Genomic DNA, 19,281 nt, shown 5'->3' on the forward strand with positions numbered 1-19,281 from the left:
ATTGATCCGGCGGTTCCGGGCCGCTCTGTCCCGTCACGTTGTGGTTGCTTGACTGCTTTCAGGGTGGGTGCTACTATCCTTCTTCGGAAGCGGTTAAGCCCTCTGGGCCGCGCCAAATCCGCGCTCAGGACGAGCACACCACATCTGATTTCGGGAAAGGCCGCCACCCTAGCTCAACTGGTAGAGCACCCGACTTGTAATCGGAAGGTTGGGAGTTCGATTCTCCTGGGTGGCTCCAGAAACAACTGTAGTGGGCCGAAGCTGGACGGGTAGGTGGCCGAGTGGTTAAAGGCGACAGACTGTAAATCTGTTCTCTTTCGAGTACGGCGGTTCGAATCCGCCCCTGCCCACCACCGCGGGAATAGCTCAGTTGGTAGAGCGTCAGCTTCCCAAGCTGAATGTCGCGAGTTCGAGTCTCGTTTCCCGCTCCACGCTTACGCTTGTGTAGCTCAGTGGTAGAGCACTCCCTTGGTAAGGGAGAGGTCGTCAGTTCAATCCTGACCACAAGCTCCAACGAAAGGAATGTTGGCCCGCCCTTCAGCGGGCCACATTCCTATGTGCCGGCCCTGTCTGTCCTGTCAGACGGCACATATACCTCTCAGGCGCCGCAGGACCTGTCCACAGGCGCTAAGCTCTACAGGCACTGGTCTTCGCCGGATGGCGGGGCCACCAAGGAGGAACGAACATGGCGAAAGGGACGTTTGAGCGGACGAAGCCCCACGTGAACGTGGGGACGATCGGGCACGTGGACCACGGGAAGACGACGCTGACGGCAGCGATCACCTTCACGGCGGCGAGCGCGGACCCGAGCATCGAGACGCAGCGCTACGACCAGATCGACAAGGCGCCGGAAGAGAAGGCGCGCGGCATCACCATCAACACCGCGCACGTGGAATACAACACCACCTCGCGCCACTACAGCCACGTGGACTGCCCGGGCCACGCCGACTACGTCAAGAACATGATCACCGGCGCCGCGCAGATGGACGGCGCGATCCTGGTGGTCAGCAGCGCCGACGGCCCGATGCCGCAGACCCGCGAGCACATCCTGCTCGCCCGTCAGGTGGGCGTGCCGTACATCGTGGTGTTCATGAACAAGGTCGACATGGTCGACGACGAAGAGTTGCTGGAGCTCGTGGAGATGGAAGTGCGCGAGCTGCTCAGCCGCTACGAGTTCCCCGGCGATGACCTGCCGGTGGTCAAGGGCAGCGCCCTGCAGGCGCTCGAGGCGCTGGTCGCCGATCCCAAGATGGCGCGCGGCACCAACAAGTGGGTCGACAACATCTGGGAACTGCTCGACGCGGTGGACAGCTACATCCCCACCCCCGAGCGCGACACCGACAAGACCTTCCTGATGCCGGTCGAAGACGTGTTCACCATCACCGGCCGTGGCACCGTGGCCACCGGTCGTGTGGAGCGCGGCATCGTCAAGGTGCAGGACGAAGTGGAGATCGTGGGCCTGCGCGACACCCGCAAGACCACCGTCACCGGCATCGAAATGCACCGCAAGCTGCTGGATCAGGGCATGGCCGGCGACAACGTGGGCGTGCTGCTGCGTGGCGTGGCGCGTGACGACGTGGAGCGCGGTCAGGTGCTGGCCAAGCCGGGCAGCATCAAGCCGCACACCAAGTTCGAAGCGAGCGTGTACATCCTCAGCAAGGACGAGGGGGGCCGCCACAGCGCGTTCTTCGGTGGCTACCGCCCGCAGTTCTACTTCCGCACCACCGACGTGACCGGTGTGGTGGAACTGCCCGAAGGCGTCGAAATGGTGATGCCCGGTGACAACATCAGCTTCACCGTGGAGCTGATCAAGCCGATCGCCATGGAAGAGGGCCTGCGCTTCGCCATCCGCGAAGGTGGCCGCACCGTCGGCGCCGGCGTCGTCACCAAGGTGAACCAGTAACTCCACTGCACCGCACGAAGGGGAGGCCAGTGGCCTCCCCTTTTTTTGTTCCCACACCTCCGGAGGTTGACCCGGGGCAGCTGCGCTGACATAATAACGAGGTTGCCCGCCGCAAGGTGGGCTTTTCACCAGCTGTTCCGGCGCCATCAGAGGCCGGGCTGGGAGTTCGGGCCCGCACAGGGTCTGGACGAAAGGAGACAGGACCATGGCGAAAGACGGACCTCGCATCATTGTGAAGATGGAAAGCACCGCCGGCACGGGCTTCTACTACACCACCACCAAGAACCGCCGCAACACCCAGGCCAAGCTGGAGCTGCGCAAGTACGACCCGGTGGCCAAGAAGCACGTGGCCTTCAAGGAGAAGAAGGTCTGATTGCGGCCGGGGCGCCATTCGGGCGCCCGGCCCGCCAGCGCGGGGCGGCCTTTGTGGCCTGCACCCGCGCTCAGCCTTCCTCTCACCGAAAGGCAGCCATGAACGCCCTGATTCAATATTTTAGAGACGCACGCGCCGAACTGGGCCGGGTCAGCTGGCCCACGCGTCCGCAGGTGCTCGAGGGCACCCAGGCGGTGCTGGTGTTCGTGATCGCGCTGACCCTGACCGTGTATCTGCTGGACCTGGCCTTTCAGGCGCTGATCCGGCTGGTGTTGCCATGAGCATCGAGTGGTACGCCGTGCACACCTACGTCGGCCAGGAAAAGATGGTCGAGAAGAACCTCAAGGAGCGCGCCTCCAAGATGGGCATGTGGTACACCAAGATCTTCCAGGTGCTGCAGCCCAGCGAGACAGCCGTGGAACTGCGTGAGGGCGGCAAGAAGGAAACGGTCGAGCGTCTGCTGTTTCCCGGCTACGTCTTCGTGCAGATGGACGTGGAGGACGACGACGCGCCCGGCGAACTTGGCGAGTCGTGGGAAGCGGTGCGCGGCACGCCCGGCGTGACCGGCTTCGTGGGCACCTCCACCCGCCCGGTGCCGCTGTCATTTGAAGAAGTGGACCGCCTGCTGAGGTCAGTGGGCGTGATGCAGGTGCAGGAGGAGGCTCCGGCCCCCCGCACCAAGATCAACTTCAAGGAAGGCGACATGGTGCGCGTCACCGCCGGTCCCTTCGCCGATTTCAGCGGCGTGGTCAGCGAAGTGAACATTCCGCAGTCCAAGGTCAAGGTGCTAGTCAGCATCTTCGGCCGTGAGACGCCAGTGGAGCTGGACTTCTCGCAGGTCCAGAAGGGCTGAGTTTCGCGGCTCTAGGCAAACGGAGCCGCAGGCCCTAAAATGAAAAAGTTGCTGTCTCAGGACAGCCGCTTAGCGCGAGCACCCCACCAGCCAGACTGCGTGGGGGAGCTAAGGAGGACAAATGAAGAAGGTCAACGGAATCGTCAAGCTGCAGCTACCGGCAGGCAAGGCCACCCCGGCCCCGCCGGTCGGCCCGGCGCTCGGTCAGTACGGCGCCAACATCATGGAGTTCACCAAGGCGTTCAACGCCCAGACCGCCGACAAGGGTGACGCGATCATCCCTGTGGAGATCACCATCTACGCCGACCGCAGCTTCACCTTCATCACCAAGACCCCCCCGATGAGCTACCTGATCCGCAAGGCCAGCGGCATCGCCAAGGGCAGCCCGACCCCCAACAAGAGCAAGGTCGGCAAGCTGAACTGGGATCAGGTGCTGGAAATCGCCAAGACCAAGATGCCCGACCTGAACGCCGGCAGCCTTGAGGCCGCCGCCAACACCGTGGCCGGCACCGCCCGCAGCATGGGCGTGACCGTCGAAGGAGCTCCCCATGCCTAAGCACGGTAAGCGGTACAAGGCGCTGATCGGCCGGGTGGACCGCGACAAGCAGTACACCATCGACGAGGCCGCCGCGCTGGTGCGCGACATCGCCACCGCCAAGTTCGACGAGACGGTGGAAGTGCACTTCCGCCTGGGCATTGACCCGCGCAAGAGCGACCAGAACGTGCGCGGCACCGTGGCGCTGCCGCACGGCACCGGCCGCACCGTGCGCGTGGCCGTCATCACCAAGGGTGAGAAGCTGCAGGACGCGCAGGACGCCGGCGCCGACGTGGTGGGCGCCGAGGAGCTGATCGAGCGCATCGCCGGCGGCTTCATGGACTTCGACGCCGTGGTGGCGACCCCCGACATGATGGCCCAGGTGGGTCAGCGTCTGGCGCGTCTGCTCGGGCCGCGCGGCCTGCTGCCCAACCCCAAGAGCGGGACGGTGGGCCCGGACGTGACCGGCATGGTGCGCGGGCTGAAGGCCGGCCGCATCGAGTTCCGCAACGACAAGACCGGTGTGGTGCACGCGCCCATCGGCAAGGCCAGCTTCGACCCGGCCAACCTCTCCGAGAACTACCGCGCGCTGGTGTCGGCGCTGGAAGCCGCCAAGCCGGGCAGTGCCAAGGGCATCTACCTGCGCAGCGCCTTCCTGAGCAGCACCATGGGGCCCAGCATTCCGCTGACCCTGGCCAGCGCCGCCCAGTAAGTTCCTGGCCGGGAACCTGAGTTCCCGGCCTTCCCATCGGCACCCCGGTGCGCTTTTGCACCTCACCAACTGGCGAGCAGTATCCGGCATCCGAGACAGCGGGAACCCAAGCGGGTTTAAACCCCCCCATCCCGCCGAGTTATCCAGCAAAATGCGCATCGACGTGATTCTGGACAGAGCAGCACAAAGGAGGTTCGCATGGCGAACCAGCGGAACCAAAACACCCTCGCGGCCCTGCAGAAGAGCCTGGAAAACATCGAGACGTTCTACGTCGTCGACTACCAGGGTCTGACCGCGGGTCAGCTGAGCGCCCTGCGTCAGCAGGTGGTGGACAAGGGTGGGCGACTGATCGTCGCCAAGAACACCCTGATCAACCTTGCGCTCGGCGAGAGCCGCGACTTCGGTGACGCCCTGAAGGGTCCCAGCGCCATCGTGGTGGCGCAGGACGACCCGGCCGGCGTGGCCAAGGCGCTCTCTGACGCCGCCAAGGGCAACGACAAGGGCATCCCGACCATGAAGGCCGGGTACCTGGAAGGCAAGCGCGTGGACCTCGCCACCGTGGCCCGCATCGCCAACCTGGGCAGCCGCGACCAGCTGTACGCCGAGCTCGTCGGCGTGCTGGGCGCCCACCAGAGCAACTTCGTGGGCCTCCTCGAAGCGCTGCGCACCAAGATGGAAGGCGGCGACGCTGCGGCCTGAGCCGTTGCGCGCCCCTCCCTCACCCCTCAATTCACCTGACTAAGGAGTACCATCATGGCTTTCAACAAAGAGCAGTTCCTCGACGACCTGAGCACCATCACCCTCCTCGAGCTGGCCGACCTGATCGACGCCATCAAGGAGAAGTTCAACGTGACCGCGGCCGTGGCCGTGGCCGGCCCGGCCGCCGGTGGCGCCGCCCCGGTCGAGGAGAAGACCGAGTTCGACGTGGTGCTGGTGGACGCTGGCGCCAGCAAGATCAACGTCATTAAGGAACTGCGCGCCATCACCGGCCTGGGCCTGAAGGAAGCCAAGGACCTGTCCGAGAAGGGCGGCGCCGTCAAGGAAGGCGTGAGCAAGGAAGACGCCGAGAAGTTCAAGGCCCAGCTGGAAGGCGCGGGCGCCAAGGTCGAGCTGAAGTAAGGCTCTGCCCACACCGGGAGTGCAACCCCCTGGCCAGCCGGCCAGGGGGTTTCCTGTGAAATCCTCCGGCGGCTGGGTTTGACCCCTCCCCCGCCGCGCACTACACTGGACTCATGATCCGCTCTGCGCTTGCACGTCAGGGACGCAGCGACTAGCCACCGGCCTGTTCGCCCCGTCCCGGCTGCCTGCCGGGGCGTTTTTTTTGACCACAGGAGCACACCCATGACCGACATCAGCCAGATCCAGGAAGAGAAGTCCGGCCGCTACAACCCGCACGCCATCGAGGAGCAGTGGCAGGCCCGCTGGACCACCGACGGCCTGTACACCTTCCACGACGACCCCAGCAAGCCGGCCCACTACGCCCTGACCATGTTCCCCTACCCCAGCGGCAACCTGCACATGGGTCACTGGTACGCCTACGTGGCGCCGGACGCCCGCGCCCGCTGGATGCGCATGAACGGCCACAACGTGCTGTTCCCGATGGGCTTCGATGCGTTCGGACTGCCGGCCGAGAACGCCGCCATCAAGCGCAACTTGGACCCGCGCAAGTGGACCTACCAGAACATCGCCGACATGACGGTGCAGTTCAAGCGGATGGGCACCATGATCGACTGGTCGCGTCAGTTCAACACCTGCGACCCGGAGTACTACCGCTGGAACCAGTGGTTCTTCATCGAGATGTTCCGGCGCGGCATCGCCTACAAGAAGGGCGGGCTGGTCAACTGGTGCCCCAAGGACCAGACGGTGCTGGCCAACGAGCAGGTGGTGGACGGGCGCTGTGAGCGTTGCGGCAGCGTGGTGGAGCGGCGTGAGCTGAACCAGTGGTACCTGAAGATCACCGATTACGCCGACGAGCTGCTGGACTTCGGGGACGCCGACATGCCGGAGCGCGTGCGGCTGATGCAGCAGAACTGGATCGGCAAGAGCGTGGGTGCCGAGGTGGACTTCCCCACCCCGGCCGGCGTAGAAACGGTCTTCACCACCCGGCCCGACACCATCATGGGCGCCACCTTCCTGGTGCTGGCCCCGGAGCACAAGAAGGTGGCCGAGCTGACCACCCCCGAGCAGCAGGCGGAGGTGCAGCGCTACATCGAGGCGGCAGGCCAGAAGACCGACGTGGACCGCCAGTCCGCCACCGAGAAGACCGGCGTGTTCACCGGCAGCTACGCCACCCACCCGGTCAGCGGCCACCAGCTGCCCATCTGGATTGCCGACTACGTGCTGGTGACCTACGGCACCGGCAGCATCATGGCGGTGCCGGCGCACGACAGCCGCGACTTCGAGTTCGCCCGCACGTATGGCCTGGAGATCCGCGAGGTGATCCGGCCGGACGGCGCAGAGCCGATGGACGTGGACGCGGCGGTGGAGGCCTACAGCGGTGAGGGGCAGCTGGTCAACAGCGGCGAGTTCGATGGGTTGCCGGGCGGCAAGGCCAGCATCGGGGCCGTGATCGAGCGGCTGGGTGCGCTGGGCGTGGCGCGCGCCAAGACCACCTACCGGCTGCGCGACTGGCTGGTCAGCCGGCAGCGCTACTGGGGCACCCCGATTCCAATCGTGTACTGCCCGGAACACGGCGCGCAGCCGGTGCCGGACGACCAGCTGCCGGTGCGGCTGCCGGACGACGTGGCCTTCACGCCCACCGGCCAGAGCCCCCTGAAGCTGGACCCCACCTTCCGCCACACCACCTGCCCGGTGTGCGGTGGGCCGGCCGAGCGCGACACCGACACCATGGACACCTTCGTGGACAGCAGCTGGTACATGTACCGCTTCCTGAACCCGCACCTGGAGACGGCGCCGGTGGACGCAGAGGCCACGCGGCGCTACATGCCGATCGACCTGTACACCGGCGGCATCGAGCACGCCATCCTGCACCTGCTGTACAGCCGCTTCTGGACCCGTGTGATGCGTGACCTGGGCCTGACCGAGCACTCGGAGCCGTTCAAGGTGGTGCGCAATCAGGGCATCATCCTGGGGCCAGACCAGGAAAAGATGAGCAAGAGCCGCGGCAACGTCATCGATCCGGACGACCTGGTGCGCGAGTACGGCGCGGACACGGTGCGCGCCTACCTGATGTTTATCGCGCCGTGGGAGGTGGGCGGCCCCTGGGACCCCAGCGGGATCAACGGTCCGGCCAAGTGGCTGGGGCGGGTGTACGCGCTGTACAGCGATGAGGTGTCGGTCGGGCCGAAGGAGAGCACCAGCGAGGCCGACCTGAGGTATGCGGTCCACAGCACCCTGAGCCGCGTGAGCGCCGACTTCGGGCGGCTGAGCTTCAACACCATCATCAGCAGCCTGATGGAGCTGACCAACACGCTGGTCAAGGCCAAACGCAGCCCGCTGTACGGCGGCCCGGTGTGGGCGGAGGCGCTGAGCATCTTTGTCCGGATGCTGGCCCCGGTGGTCCCGCACCTGGCGGAGGAACTGTGGCAGCAGCAGGGCGAGCAGAGCAGCGTGCATCTGGCCGCCTGGCCCCAGGTGGATCAGCAGGCCGCGACCCGCGACACCGTGACCATCGGCGTGCAGGTGAGCGGCAAAGTGCGCGGTCAGGTGCAGATTTCCCGAACCGCCACCCAGGCCGAGGCGATGGCAGCGGCGCGCGCCGAAGAAAGCGTGGCCCGCTTCTTAGAAGGCAAGGACACCATCAAGGAGATCTATGTGCCGGGGAAGATCATCAATATCGTCGTGAGTAAGTAACGGCAGGTCGAGAGGAGCCCAGGTGACTGCTTCGTCACCTGGGCTCCTCTTTTGGGACCATGCTCGTTTCTCTCTGTACCGGTCCGGCAACCTTAAGACCAGCTAATGACCTGCCATTACGGTCTGCTCACCACGGTCAAGGACAATGAACCCTGGAGGCGATGTGATGAATCGTACAGCCTACTTGTGGTCGTGTGTGGTGATCAGTCTGAAAAAGCGCCTGTTCTGGCTGGTGGCGCTGGCCGTTATCGTGGGGGTTGTGGTGGGTGCCATGGCGCAGCTGACCGCCGGACTGGCACTGGGGGCGGCCCTGCTGGTCGCCAGCCTGCTGCTGGTGGCCGTGAGCTCTGTATGGCGTCACAGGCACGATGTGCGCACGGCCCGCCGTTTTGATGTGGGGGCTGGAAGCGCTTCCTAGATCTGTTTGTCAGATTCACACGTCATCTGCGGTCAGACGAGGGCCGGCACGCTAAGGTTTTGGGTGTGCTGGCCCTCTTCCTTGTGCTTTCCACCATCGCGCTGGTCATCTGGCAACCGCGCGGCCTGAGCCCCGCGGCAGCCGCCTGCCTGGGCGCCGTGGCCGCCCTGTTGACCGGGACCGTTCACCCCGCCGACCTCCTGACCGTATGGCATGCCACCTGGAACGCCACCCTGACCCTGGTGGGCCTGATCCTCCTGAGCCTGGTGCTGGACGCTGCCGGGTTCTTCCGCTGGGCCGCCCTGCACGTGGCGCGGATCGGCGGCGGACGCGGCGTCCGGCTGTTCGTGCTGCTGATCGTGTTCTCGGCCGTCATCGCGGCCCTGTTCGCCAACGACGGTGCGGTGCTGATCCTGACGCCACTGACGCTGGAACTGGCGGCGGCCCTCGGCTATTCGCGCGCCGCCACCCTGGCGGTGGCGCTGGGGGTGGGCTTCGTGGTGGACGCCGCCAGCGTGCCGCTGACCGTGTCGAACCTGGTGAACATCGTCACGGCGGACGCCTTTCACCTGGGCTTTGTGCCGTACGCGCGCCTGATGGTGCCGGTGGACGTGGTGGTGGTGCTGACCTGCCTGCTGGTGCTGCTGCTGATGTACCGCCGGGTGATTCCGAAGCGCTACCGGCTGGAGACGCTGGACCGTCCGGCCAGCGCCATCCGGTCGCAGGGGGTCTTCCGGCTGGCCTGGGTGCTGCTGCCCCTGCTGCTGCTCGGCTATCTTCTGGCCGACCCGCTGCATCTGCCGCTCAGCGCTCTGGTGGGGGCGGCGGCCCTGGCCCTGGTGCTGACCGCCGCCCGCTCGCAACATCTCTCCAGCCGGGCGCTGCTGCGCGCCGCTCCCTGGAACGTCGTGGTGTTTTCGCTGGCCATGTACACGGTGGTGTACGGGCTGCAGAACGCGGGCCTCACCGCCCGCTACGGCGAGCTGCTGGCCCGCTGGAGCGCCCACGGTGACCTCGTGGCGGTGCTGCTGTCCGGGGTGGGCGTGGCCGCGCTGTCGGCCGGCCTGAATAACCTGCCGGCGCTGCTGTTCGGGCTGCTGGGCATTCAGGAGAGCGGTCTGAGCGGTCACCTGCAGCAGGCCGTGGTGTACGGCGCGGTGGTGGGCGCCGATATCGGCCCGAAACTGACCCCCATCGGCAGTCTGGCCACGCTGCTGTGGCTGCACGTGCTGGCCGGGCGCGGCCTGCAGGTCAGCTGGGGTGAGTATTTCCGGGCCGGGGTGCGCCTGACCCCACCGGTGCTGCTGGCCGCGCTGCTGAGTCTGTGGGTGATGCTGCGCCTCGTTGGGTAGACTCGGCCCATGAAGCTGCTCAGCGTGAACATCGGCCGCCCGACCGAAATCCGGCACGACGCCCACCGCAGCATCAGCGGCATTGACAAGCGGCCACAGTCTGGGCCGGTCCGGGTGGGCCCGCTGGGGCTGGAAGGCGACCACATCCTGAGCACCGGACACCACGGCGGCCCGGATCAGGCGGTCTACCTGTACAGCACCGAGGACTACGACGCATTTGTGGAGCAGCTCGGCCATCCGCTGCCGGCCGGCTGCTTCGGGGAGAATTTGACAGTGGAAGGCCCTGCCCTGGCAGACATGCGGATCGGCAGCCGGCTGCGCGTCGGCAGCGTGCTGCTGGAAGTGACTGCCCCACGCATTCCCTGCGCCACCTTCGCCGCCCACATGCAGGACCAGGGCTTTGTCAAACGGTTCCGCCAGATGCGCCGGCCCGGCCTGTATACCCGGGTGCTGGAGCCGGGTCAGGTGCAGGAAGGTGACGGCATAGAACTGGAGCCGGGAGCGCCCGACGCGCCCACGGTGGCCGAGGAGTTCGAGCTGTTCTACACCCCGCGCCCGACCCTGGAGCAGCTGCGGCGCTCGCTGGCGGCCCCCATCGCGGTACGCGCCCGGCAGCACCGCGAGGAACAGCTGCGCGAGCTGGAGCAGCGCTGAGGCTCAGGCGCTCTTGAGCCGGTCCGCGAAACTGCGCCGGAAGCTGGCCAGTTTGGGCGTGATGACCGCCATGCAGTACGGCTGCACGCGATTGCGGGCGTAGTAGTCCTGGTGGTATGCCTCGGCCGGGTAGAAGCGGGTGGCCGGCTCCAGCGTGGTCACGATCGGCCGGTCGAACAGCTGCTGCTGCTCCAGTTCCTCAATGACGGCCTGCGCCTCGGCCCGCTCCTGCTCGTCCTGATAGAACACCGCCGAGCGGTACTGGGTGCCGACATCATGACCCTGCCGGTTGAGCGTGGTGGGGTCATGGGTGGCGAAGAAAATATGCAGCAGGTCGCGGTATCCGAGCACCGCCGGGTCATAGGTGATGCGGACAGCCTCGGCGTGGCCGGTGGTGCCGCTGCACACGTCGTTGTAGGTGGGGTTCGGCTGCTGGCCCCCGATGTAGCCGCTCTCCACATGGTCCACGCCCCGGACATCCAGAAAGACGGCCTCGGTGCACCAGAAACAGCCGCCAGCCACGATTGCGGTTCTCAGTTCGCTCATGACATGCATTGTCCTGCCTGGGGCCGCTGCACTTGGCAGCAGACCGCACGTTTGCCGACGAAGGGCCAAAGCCATGTCCTTTTCCAGGTCGGTGCAGACTCTGCTCGTGCACGACTGATGCCGCGTGCGTGACCCTTCTTTCCTGGCCAGAGGTGCTGAACTGAAGATCGCTTCAGCTGGAATCAGGGTATGCCCTGCCCGGCTCTGCTTTCGTTCAGCGGATCAGCAGGCGGGCCGCCACCAGCACCACAATCACCCCGTAGATCGCCTTGACAAAGCCGCTGCCCCGCAGCATGGCCATCCGGGCACCCAATGCCGCGCCCAGCGCATTGGCCACGCCCATCGGCAGACCGATCCAGAACACCATCTGGCCGCCCAGCAGGAAGTACACAAAGGCGCCCAGGTTGGTGGCGAAGTTGATGGTCCGGGCGTTGCCGCTGGAGCGCACCAGATTGAAGCCGGCCAGCGTGAACAGGAACATCAGGAAGGTGCCGGTGCCGGGGCCGAGCAGCCCGTCATAGACGCCGACCACCAGCGTGCCGGGCAGGGTCAGCGCCAGCACCCGGGGAGTCAGGCCCGGGTAGCGGTCCTCCAGACCGAAGCGCTTGTTGACCAACACCAGCACCCCGACGCCCAGGATGACGGCGGCCACCAGCCCCCGGAAGGCATTCGGGTCAATGAAGTGCACCAGCCACGCGCCCAGACCGGAGCCGAGCAGCGCCAGCGGCACCAGCCGCAGCACCAGCCCGCGCTCCACCTGCCCGGCCCTCCAGAACTGCACGGTGGCGCTGCCGGACCCGAAGATGGCCAGCAGTTTGTTGGTGGCCACCGCCTGCGCGGGACTCAGGCCCATCAGGAACAGGGTGGGCAGCGTGATGGTCCCGCCGCCGCCCGCCACCGCGTCAATGAATCCGGCCAGAAAGGCGAGCGGCAGGCCGTAGAGCAGCACGTCAGGAGCAGGCACGCCCGGCAGGCTATCAGCTGCCGGGGCCGGGAACCAGCACCGCGCCGCCGACCCAGTAAGGATCGGCGGCGTTGGCTCCTGGCCGCTAGCCCCTTAGAAGGTGTAGCTCTTGGGCACCACCACGATGCCGTTCTCGGTGATCTTGAAGCCGCGCGCCTCGTCCTCCTCGCGGTCCAGGCCGATGCGGGCCCCCGGCGGAATCACCACGTCCTTGTCGATGATGGCGTTGCGGATATGCGAGTGCCGCCCCACCTCCACGTTGTCAAAGATCACGCTGCTCTCCACCAGCGAGTAGCTGTGGCTCCTGACCGAGCGGCCCAGCACGCTGTCACGGACGGTGCCGCCGCTGATGATGGTCCCGCCGGCCATGATGCTGTTGAAGCTCTGGCCACGCCGGGTCTCGGCCTCGTGCACGAACTTGGTGGGCGGCGAGAACTCGCTGCTGGTCCGCAGCGGCCACTCGTGGTTGTACAGGTCGAACTCCGGCGACACGCTGATCAGGTCCATGCTGGCGTCGTAATAGGCGTCCAGCGTCCCCACGTCGCGCCAGTAGGTGTTGGGTCCGCCCTGACCGGGAATCGGGTTCTTGTGGAAGTCGTAGGCCAGCACGTGATAGCCGTCCGAGAGGGCGCGCGGAATGACATCCTTGCCGAAGTCGTAGCCCTGCTCGCTGTTCTTGCCCATGCTGGTTTCCAGGAGCTCTTCCAGCGCGCGGCGCGAGAAGATGTAGTTGCCCATGCTGGTCAGCACCGTCTCGGGGTTGCCCGGCAGGGTGCTGGGGTCCGGCTTCTCCAGAAACTCGGTCACGCGCCAGCGGGCGTCCACGTTCATCACGCCGAACCGGGCCGACTCGGCGGCCGGCATCGGGTAGGCGGCGATGGTCACGTCAGCGCGGGCGTCAATGTGCTGCTGCAGCATGTGCTCGACGTTCATCTTGTAGATGTGGTCGCCGCTGAAGATGGCCACGTAATCGGCGTCGTAGTTGTCGATCAGGTGGATGTTCTGGTACACCGCGTCGGCGGTGCCGCGGTACCACACCGGCCCCAGTTCCTCGAAGCGGTACATCTGGGCCGGCACCAGCGTGATGAAGTAGTCCGACAGGAACGTGCCGAAGCGCCAGCCGCGCTGGATGTGCTCGGTGAGGCTCTGGGCCTTGAACTGCGTCAGCACGTAGATGCTGAACATGCCGCTGTTCATGAAATTGTTGATGGCAAAATCGATGATCCGGTACTTGCTGCCGAACGGCACTGCCGGCTTGGAACGCTTCAGCGTCAGTGGCGACAGACGACTGCCCTGCCCCCCTGCCAGAATCATGCCCAGGATGCGTGGTTTCATCAATTTCCCCCTTACGCGCTCCAGCATAACGGCAAATCAGACAGCCGCACGTTGGGGCTGTCTGAATATAATTCGCCTGAACAGGGGCTAGAACACGCCCAGCTGCAGAAACAGGTAGGTGATCGGCACCGCGAAGAGCAGCGAGTCCAGCCGGTCCAGCATGCCCCCGTGGCCCGGCAGGCTGTTGCCGCTGTCCTTGGCGCCCAGCGCGCGCTTCAGCAGGCTCTCGGAGAGGTCACCCAGCTGTGAGGCGCTGGCCACCAGCGCGGCGTACAGGAAGGCGTCCAGCAGCGACCAGATGCCTGCCAGCCGGGTAAACGCCAGCACCAGCAGGAAACTGGTGAGCAGGCCGCCAATGGCGCCCTCCACCGTCTTGCCGGGGCTGACCTCCGGGGCCAGCTTGCGCCGCCCGAAGAAAAACCCCACGAAGTAGGCGCCGATGTCGGTGGCGAAGGTGGCCAGCAGCGGCAGCGCGAAGTACAGCAGACCCTCGTCGGCGTTGGGGGTGTAGCGCAGCAGCAGGAAGTAGCCGAGCAGCCACGGAATGTACACCAGCCCAAACAGGCTGTACACGATCCGCTCCAGCGGCCGCTCGCCGGGGTTCACCACCTCGATCACCAGAAAGTAGAAGGTAGCGAAACCCAGCACCACCTCGCGCCACGAGCCGCCGGCCCAGGGAGGCGCCGGCAGGCCCGGCAGGCTGGCGATCAACAGGGCCGCGCCGAACACGTAGAGGCTGCCGCGCCGCACATCAATGTCGCGGCGGTCCAGCATCCGGATGTACTCGTGCAGCGACACCAGTCCCACCGCCAGCAGCGCGGGCAGCAGCGTGATCCAGCCGAAGTAGACCGCCACCACCACCAGGGCAAAGCCCACCACGGCGGTCAGCACCCGGCTGCTCAGCGTCTCCATCGGCCGCCCTGCCCGGCCAGGGTGCACGTGTGGCAGGTGGCCCGGTTCACCCGAGGATGTCCTGCTCCTTGCGGGCCGTGACCTCGTCCACCCGCCTGATGAACTCGTCGGTGACCTTCTGCACGTCGCCTTCACCGCGCTTCAGGTCGTCCTCGCCCACGCCCTCGACCTTCTTCAGGTCGTCCAGCGCCGACTTGCGGACGTTGCGGATCGCCACCTTGGCGTCCTCAGCGTAGTTGCGGGCGTTCTTGACCAGGTCCTTGCGGCGCTCCTCGGTCAGCACCGGCAGCGTGATGAAGATGGCGTCGCCCTTGTTGTTGGGGTTCAGGCCCAGGTCGCTGTCGCGGATGGCCCGCTCGATCGGCTGCAGCGCGCCCCGGTCCCAGGGCGTGATCAGCAGTGTGCGGGGGTCCGGGGTGGTGATGCCCGCCACCTGATCGATCGGCATGTGCGAGCCGTAGTAGTCCACCACGATCTTCTTCAGAATGCCGGGGTTGGCCCGGCCGGTCCGCAGCACCGACAGGTTGCTCTCCAGCGCCTCGATCGCCTTGCCCATGCGGGTGCGGGCATCCTGCTGAATGTCTTTCATGTCCATGGTTTCGCGCTCCTTCGGGGCATTTTAGCCGACCGCCCCATCCGGGGGGCCGGGAGCTTCAGGGCCGCTTCAGGGCGTGGAGATCAGGGTGCCGACCCGCTCGCCCCGGAACAGCCGCGCCAAGTTGCCCGGCTCGAAGATGTCGAACACGATGATCGGCAGGCCCTTGTCCATGCACAGCGTGATGGCGGTGGCGTCCATCACCTCCAGCCGCTGCGCCACCACCTCGGCGTGCGTCAGGTGGTCATAACGCGTGGCCTCCGGGTTCTTGCGCGGGTCGCTGCTGTACACGCCGTCCACGCTGTTCTTGGCCATCAGCACCACGTCCGCCCCGATCTCCAGCGCCCGCAGCGTGGCGGTGGTGTCGGTGGTGAAGAAGGGCGCGCCGTTGCCGCCCCCGAAGATGACCACGCGGCCCTTTTCCAGGTGCCGCATGGCGCGGCGGCGGATGTACGGCTCGGCCACCTGGGCCATCTGGATGGCGGTCATGATGCGGGTCGGCTGTCCGGCCTGCTCCATCGCGTCCTGCAGCGCCATGGCGTTCATGACGGTGCCGAGCATGCCGATGTAATCGGCGGTGGCGCCGTCCATGCCGCTGCCGTTGCGGGCGCCGCGCCACAGGTTGCCGCCGCCGATCACGATGGCCAGCTCCACACCGGTGCCCTCCAGCGCCGCCGTGATGGAGCGGGCCAGCTCAAGGGCGGTGTCCGGATGAATGCCGTAGCCACTCTCGCCCGCCAGAAATTCACCCGAAAGTTTCAGCACCACACGTTTGTACATGGCTCTCCTCAATGCACTGCCTGGCAGTGGGTCATGCCGAATCCCAGGGTGAAGCGGCCCAAAAAAAAGCCCAGGGGCGCGGGCCACCGGGCAGATCTGCGCGCCTGGAGCGGCAGATCAAAGTGTGTACGTGACCCAGCAGATGGGCGGCCTCAGACGGGTTCGCCTGTCAGCCGCCCATAGCTTAATGGTTACGCGCCGATCTGGAAGCGCACGAAGCGGTTGACCTTGACGTCGCCCAGGTACTTGGCCACGGTCAGGCTGTTGTCCTTGACGAACTTCTGCTCGCCCAGCACGCGCTCCTGGTAGAACTTGCCGATCTGACCGTTCACGATGTTGGCCGCCATCTCCGGGCTCTTGCCGTCGTTGATGGCCTTGTTGGTCAGCACCTCGCGCTCCTTCTCGATGTCCTCGCTGCTGACCTCGTCACGGCTGAGGTACTGCGAGTTCTCGGCGGCCACGTGCAGCGCCACGTCCTTGGCCTGCGCCTCGTTCCCGCCCGACAGGTCGACCAGCACGCCGATCTTGCCGTTGCTGTGCACGTAGCCGGCCACGTTCTGGCCCTCCACGTAGGCCACCCGGTTCAGCACCAGGTTCTCGCCGATGCGGCCAGCGGCGGCGGCCAGCTCATTGGCCACCGTGTCGCCGGTGTCCAGCTGGAAGCTGCGGAATTGCTCGACGTCGTTGGTGCCGGCCTTCAGCGCGGCCTCGGCCAGCTGCTGCACCAGCGCCTGGAAGTCGCTGTTGCGGGCCACGAAGTCGGTCTCGCTGTTCACTTCCACCATGGCGGCGCGGTTGCCGTCCACCACGAAGCGCACCAGACCCTCGCGGGCCTCGCGGTCGGTCTTCTTGGCCGCCTTGACGATGCCGCGCTCGCGCAGCAGCGCCACCGCGCGCTCTTCGTTGCCCTCGGCGTCCGAGAGCGCCTTCTTGACGTCCATCATGCCGGCGCCGGTCATTTCACGCAGCTTGCGAATTGATTCCATCATGGTACTTACCTCCAGGGATTGAAGTTGGGTGGGAGCGCGTCACACAAAGCGGGGCAACCAGGAACAGCCCGGATGCCCCAGCCGTGCATCCGTTTACGCCTGGATGGCGTCCTGCTCGTCGCTGTCGGCCTCGGCGTCCACGTCGCCGTCGGCAGCCACCGCGCCGCTGTCCACGTCCTCGCCGCCGCCGCGCGCCTCCACGATCAGGTCACCCACGCGGTGGGCGATCAGCTGGATGCTGCGGATGGCGTCGTCGTTGCCCGGCACGATGTAGTCGATGACGTCCGGGTCACTGTCGGTGTCGGCCAGCGCGATCACCGGAATGCCCAGCTTGTTGGCCTCCTGCACCGCGATGACCTCCTTGGTGGGGTCCACGATGAACAGGGCGTCCGGCAGACGGGTCATCTTGCGGATGCCGCCCACGTAGCGCAGCAGACGGTCACGCTCGCTGCCCAGCTGGATGCGCTCGGCCTTGGGCCGGTCATTGATGCGCCCCGACTCGAACAGGTCGTCGAGCTCGTTCAGGCGGTCAATGCGGGTGCGCATGGTGCGGAAGTTGGTGAGCATGCCGCCCAGCCAGCGGCTGGTCACGAACGGCATGCCGGTGCGGCGCGCCTCCAGCTCCACGATCTCCTGGGCCTGCTTCTTGGTGCCCACGAACAGGATGGTGCCGCCGCGCTCCGAGAGGTCCTTGATGTAGTCGAAGCTGCGGTCGATCTGCTTGAGGGTCTTCTGCAGGTCGATGATGAAAATGCCGTTGCGCTCGGCAAAGATGAACCGCTTGAACTTGGGGTTCCAGCGCTTGGTCTCGTGGCCGAAGTGCACGCCCGCTTCGAGCAACTGCTTCATTCCGATGTACGACATGGTGACTCCTGAGCGTTGCAGGTTTCAGAATTTGCTCTCCCGCGCTGGGGGCGGCCAGCCTGACGCTCCAGCAGGCCGGTCTGGGCACGGGGGCACCCAAACGCGGATTCTAGCACGCCTGCGCCCGGGGCGCGAAGCGGGTAGAATGGTGCACGTGACCCAGCCCACCGCCCGTCCGCTGAGGCCCACCCAGCCGCTGACGGCCAAGCCGGCCGGCTACCTGCAACTGGAGAGCTACAGCAGCCTCAAGCAGCTGTGGAGCTACCTGGAAGCGGCAGACCGGGCCGGACGCCGCCTGACCCTGCAGCGTGGCGACACCGAGCAGACGTGTCGGCGCCGCATTCAGGGCTACCACCTGCCCAACGCAGGTGGTCTGGTGGACGCCAGCCGGGTGGAGGCGGCACTGGCGGACGGCCTGGCGCTGCATCCGGCCCTGATTTCGCTGCTGTCCGGCGACGTGGGACCGCTGCAGGTGACGCTCAACGAGGGCTACGACCTGCACTGCGACTTCGTGCTGGCGCTGACCAGCGGGCGTGACCTGATCGTGCGCCCCGAACTGCGCTACCGGCCCTCGGAGTTCACGCCCCCCAACCTGCCATTGCCCGCCGACGTGCCGCTGCACCCGCGCCGCTTCGGGCGCGATGAGCTGCGCCTGCTGCTCGACCGCGCCTGCGGCCTCGGATGACGGCGGACGCGCCGGTTCAGGTGCTGCTGCTGTCCGGCAGCCTGCGGGCCGGCTCCACCAACACGGCGCTGCTGCAGACCGCGCAGGCGATCTCGCCTTCAGGGCTGCGCTGCACGCTGTATGCCGGACTGGCCAGCCTGCCCCCCTTCAATCCGGACGATGACCACGAGCCGCTGCACCCGGCCGTGGTCGACCTGCGGCGACAGGTGGCCCAGGCCTCTGCCCTGCTGGTGTGCACCCCCGAATACGCCGGTGGGCTGCCCGGCTCGTTCAAGAACCTGCTGGACTGGCTGGTGGGAGGGGGCGAGGGCGACCGCAAACCGGTCGCCTGGATCAACGCGGCTGGACCGGGCGCCCCCACCGGCGCCGCAGACGCGCACCGCTCACTGAGCACTGTGCTCGGCTATCTCGGAGCCGACCTTGTGGAGGAAGCCTGCGTGCGGGTGCCGGTGCTGCGGCAGCAGATCGGACTGGACGGCCTGATCCAGGACCCGGAGGTCCAGGCACAGGTGGCGGCCGTGCTTGAATCGATCGCGGCCCGGGTCCGCGCGGACCGGGCTGCGCTTTAGTCCTCGCCGCCTCCGGTGGGCAACCCGGCCCCGTCCTCGGCGTTCTCGTCGGTGACATCGCTCCAGTACTCGGGGCGGCGTTCATCGGCCGAGAGGTTCTCCTCTCCCCAGTTCTCGTTGTCCTGCACCCGTTCCTGCGGCACGTTTTCCTTGAATTCAACGTCCAGGTCTCGCTCGGTCATAGGGGTTCCTCCTGGTCATGCGGATGGGCTGCACGTTCAGCGTAGGCCGCCGGCCCGGCTGCGCTCGTGTGGGCCTGCTCAACACCCCTTGGCGGATCTGCCGCTCCGCTGCGGCCTGAACCTGTCTACCGGGAGGTGACACGCCTGCGGCCGGGGCGTGCTGCACATGCCGCAGGCCCTGTCTGGCTGTCTCTGGAGCAGTAACGGCTCTGGCCGGCGCCGCCTCCTTTTCAGGCGGGACGTTGCG

General features: G+C 66.4%; 23 protein-coding genes and 4 tRNA genes. 18 read left to right on the forward strand and 9 right to left on the reverse strand.

The window, feature by feature from the left end:
* Positions 1–162: 162 nt before the first annotated feature.
* From ABOD76_RS19050 to ABOD76_RS19125, 16 genes are all read left to right on the forward strand, one after another.
* Positions 163–238 (forward strand) — tRNA-Thr (locus tag ABOD76_RS19050).
* Positions 239–267: 29 nt separating this feature from the next.
* A tRNA-Tyr gene (locus ABOD76_RS19055) sits at positions 268–353 on the forward strand.
* Positions 354–355: 2 nt separating this feature from the next.
* A tRNA-Gly gene (locus tag ABOD76_RS19060) sits at positions 356–431 on the forward strand.
* A gap of 7 nt (positions 432–438) precedes the next feature.
* Positions 439–513: transfer RNA gene (locus tag ABOD76_RS19065), tRNA-Thr, on the forward strand.
* 172 nt (positions 514–685) lie between these two features.
* The gene (tuf, locus tag ABOD76_RS19070; RefSeq protein WP_350243532.1) at positions 686–1,903 is read left to right on the forward strand and encodes an elongation factor Tu; all 1,218 of its coding nucleotides are present in this window, start codon (positions 686–688) and stop codon (positions 1,901–1,903) included.
* 205 nt (positions 1,904–2,108) lie between these two features.
* The gene (gene rpmG, locus ABOD76_RS19075; RefSeq protein ID WP_350243533.1) at positions 2,109–2,276 is read left to right on the forward strand and encodes a 50S ribosomal protein L33; all 168 of its coding nucleotides are present in this window, start codon (positions 2,109–2,111) and stop codon (positions 2,274–2,276) included.
* A 98-nt stretch (positions 2,277–2,374) separates the two neighbouring features.
* Positions 2,375–2,557, forward strand: a complete 183-nt coding sequence (gene secE, locus ABOD76_RS19080; RefSeq protein ID WP_350243534.1) for a preprotein translocase subunit SecE — start codon at positions 2,375–2,377, stop codon at positions 2,555–2,557.
* Entirely contained in the window at positions 2,554–3,129 is a 576-nt protein-coding gene (nusG, locus tag ABOD76_RS19085; protein WP_350243535.1) for a transcription termination/antitermination protein NusG, read from the forward strand. The genes secE and nusG overlap by 4 nt, the downstream gene beginning before the upstream one ends.
* Positions 3,130–3,250: 121 nt before the next feature.
* Positions 3,251–3,685, forward strand: coding sequence for a 50S ribosomal protein L11 (gene rplK, locus ABOD76_RS19090; protein WP_350243536.1), 435 nt, complete (start codon positions 3,251–3,253; stop codon positions 3,683–3,685).
* Positions 3,678–4,376, forward strand: a complete 699-nt coding sequence (gene rplA / locus ABOD76_RS19095) for a 50S ribosomal protein L1 (RefSeq protein ID WP_350243537.1) — start codon at positions 3,678–3,680, stop codon at positions 4,374–4,376. The genes rplK and rplA overlap by 8 nt, the downstream gene beginning before the upstream one ends.
* Positions 4,377–4,574: 198 nt before the next feature.
* Positions 4,575–5,075: a 50S ribosomal protein L10 gene (gene rplJ / locus ABOD76_RS19100; RefSeq protein ID WP_350243538.1), complete on the forward strand. Its 501-nt coding sequence runs from the start codon at positions 4,575–4,577 to the stop codon at positions 5,073–5,075.
* A 54-nt stretch (positions 5,076–5,129) separates the two neighbouring features.
* Positions 5,130–5,495 carry a 50S ribosomal protein L7/L12 gene (gene rplL, locus ABOD76_RS19105; protein ID WP_350243539.1) on the forward strand — a complete coding sequence of 122 codons (366 nt, stop codon included), beginning with the start codon at positions 5,130–5,132 and terminating at the stop codon, positions 5,493–5,495.
* A 222-nt stretch (positions 5,496–5,717) separates the two neighbouring features.
* Entirely contained in the window at positions 5,718–8,189 is a 2,472-nt protein-coding gene (leuS, locus tag ABOD76_RS19110) for a leucine--tRNA ligase (protein ID WP_350243540.1), read from the forward strand.
* Between the two features lie 196 nt (positions 8,190–8,385).
* Positions 8,386–8,607 carry a hypothetical protein gene (locus tag ABOD76_RS19115; RefSeq protein WP_350243541.1) on the forward strand — a complete coding sequence of 74 codons (222 nt, stop codon included), beginning with the start codon at positions 8,386–8,388 and terminating at the stop codon, positions 8,605–8,607.
* 65 nt (positions 8,608–8,672) lie between these two features.
* Entirely contained in the window at positions 8,673–9,959 is a 1,287-nt protein-coding gene (arsB, locus tag ABOD76_RS19120) for an arsenical efflux pump membrane protein ArsB (protein WP_350243542.1), read from the forward strand.
* 9 nt (positions 9,960–9,968) lie between these two features.
* A complete protein-coding gene (locus ABOD76_RS19125) occupies positions 9,969–10,613 on the forward strand; it encodes an MOSC domain-containing protein (RefSeq protein WP_350243543.1) in 645 nt (214 codons plus the stop codon).
* 3 nt (positions 10,614–10,616) lie between these two features.
* Here the strand turns inward: ABOD76_RS19125 and msrA are convergent, their stop codons facing one another.
* The 8 genes from msrA to rpsB all read right to left on the reverse strand — a co-directional run bounded on the left by msrA (position 10,617) and on the right by rpsB (position 17,598).
* Positions 10,617–11,159, reverse strand: coding sequence for a peptide-methionine (S)-S-oxide reductase MsrA (gene msrA / locus ABOD76_RS19130; protein ID WP_350243544.1), 543 nt, complete (start codon positions 11,157–11,159; stop codon positions 10,617–10,619).
* A 214-nt stretch (positions 11,160–11,373) separates the two neighbouring features.
* Positions 11,374–12,123 (reverse strand): TSUP family transporter, encoded by a 750-nt coding sequence (locus ABOD76_RS19135; protein ID WP_350243545.1) that lies wholly within the window; start codon positions 12,121–12,123, stop codon positions 11,374–11,376.
* A 93-nt stretch (positions 12,124–12,216) separates the two neighbouring features.
* Entirely contained in the window at positions 12,217–13,458 is a 1,242-nt protein-coding gene (gene glgC / locus ABOD76_RS19140) for a glucose-1-phosphate adenylyltransferase (RefSeq protein WP_350243546.1), read from the reverse strand.
* Between the two features lie 87 nt (positions 13,459–13,545).
* A complete protein-coding gene (locus ABOD76_RS19145) occupies positions 13,546–14,370 on the reverse strand; it encodes a phosphatidate cytidylyltransferase (protein WP_350243547.1) in 825 nt (274 codons plus the stop codon).
* Between the two features lie 46 nt (positions 14,371–14,416).
* A complete protein-coding gene (frr, locus tag ABOD76_RS19150; RefSeq protein WP_350243548.1) occupies positions 14,417–14,965 on the reverse strand; it encodes a ribosome recycling factor in 549 nt (182 codons plus the stop codon).
* 69 nt (positions 14,966–15,034) lie between these two features.
* A complete protein-coding gene (gene pyrH, locus ABOD76_RS19155) occupies positions 15,035–15,745 on the reverse strand; it encodes a UMP kinase (protein WP_350243549.1) in 711 nt (236 codons plus the stop codon).
* A 191-nt stretch (positions 15,746–15,936) separates the two neighbouring features.
* Positions 15,937–16,734: a translation elongation factor Ts gene (tsf, locus tag ABOD76_RS19160; protein WP_350243550.1), complete on the reverse strand. Its 798-nt coding sequence runs from the start codon at positions 16,732–16,734 to the stop codon at positions 15,937–15,939.
* 93 nt (positions 16,735–16,827) lie between these two features.
* Positions 16,828–17,598 carry a 30S ribosomal protein S2 gene (gene rpsB, locus ABOD76_RS19165; protein ID WP_350243551.1) on the reverse strand — a complete coding sequence of 257 codons (771 nt, stop codon included), beginning with the start codon at positions 17,596–17,598 and terminating at the stop codon, positions 16,828–16,830.
* A 154-nt stretch (positions 17,599–17,752) separates the two neighbouring features.
* On the opposite strand from rpsB, the gene ABOD76_RS19170 reads away from it, so the two are divergent.
* Positions 17,753–18,283, forward strand: a complete 531-nt coding sequence (locus tag ABOD76_RS19170; RefSeq protein ID WP_350243552.1) for a hypothetical protein — start codon at positions 17,753–17,755, stop codon at positions 18,281–18,283.
* Positions 18,280–18,852, forward strand: a complete 573-nt coding sequence (locus ABOD76_RS19175; protein WP_350243553.1) for an NADPH-dependent FMN reductase — start codon at positions 18,280–18,282, stop codon at positions 18,850–18,852. The genes ABOD76_RS19170 and ABOD76_RS19175 overlap by 4 nt, the downstream gene beginning before the upstream one ends.
* Here the strand turns inward: ABOD76_RS19175 and ABOD76_RS19180 are convergent.
* Positions 18,849–19,034 carry a hypothetical protein gene (locus tag ABOD76_RS19180; protein ID WP_350243554.1) on the reverse strand — a complete coding sequence of 62 codons (186 nt, stop codon included), beginning with the start codon at positions 19,032–19,034 and terminating at the stop codon, positions 18,849–18,851. The genes ABOD76_RS19175 and ABOD76_RS19180 overlap by 4 nt on opposite strands.
* Between the last annotated feature and the right edge of the window lie 247 nt (positions 19,035–19,281).

Source organism: Deinococcus sonorensis KR-87 (assembly GCF_040256395.1).
Taxonomy (GTDB): domain Bacteria; phylum Deinococcota; class Deinococci; order Deinococcales; family Deinococcaceae; genus Deinococcus; species Deinococcus sonorensis.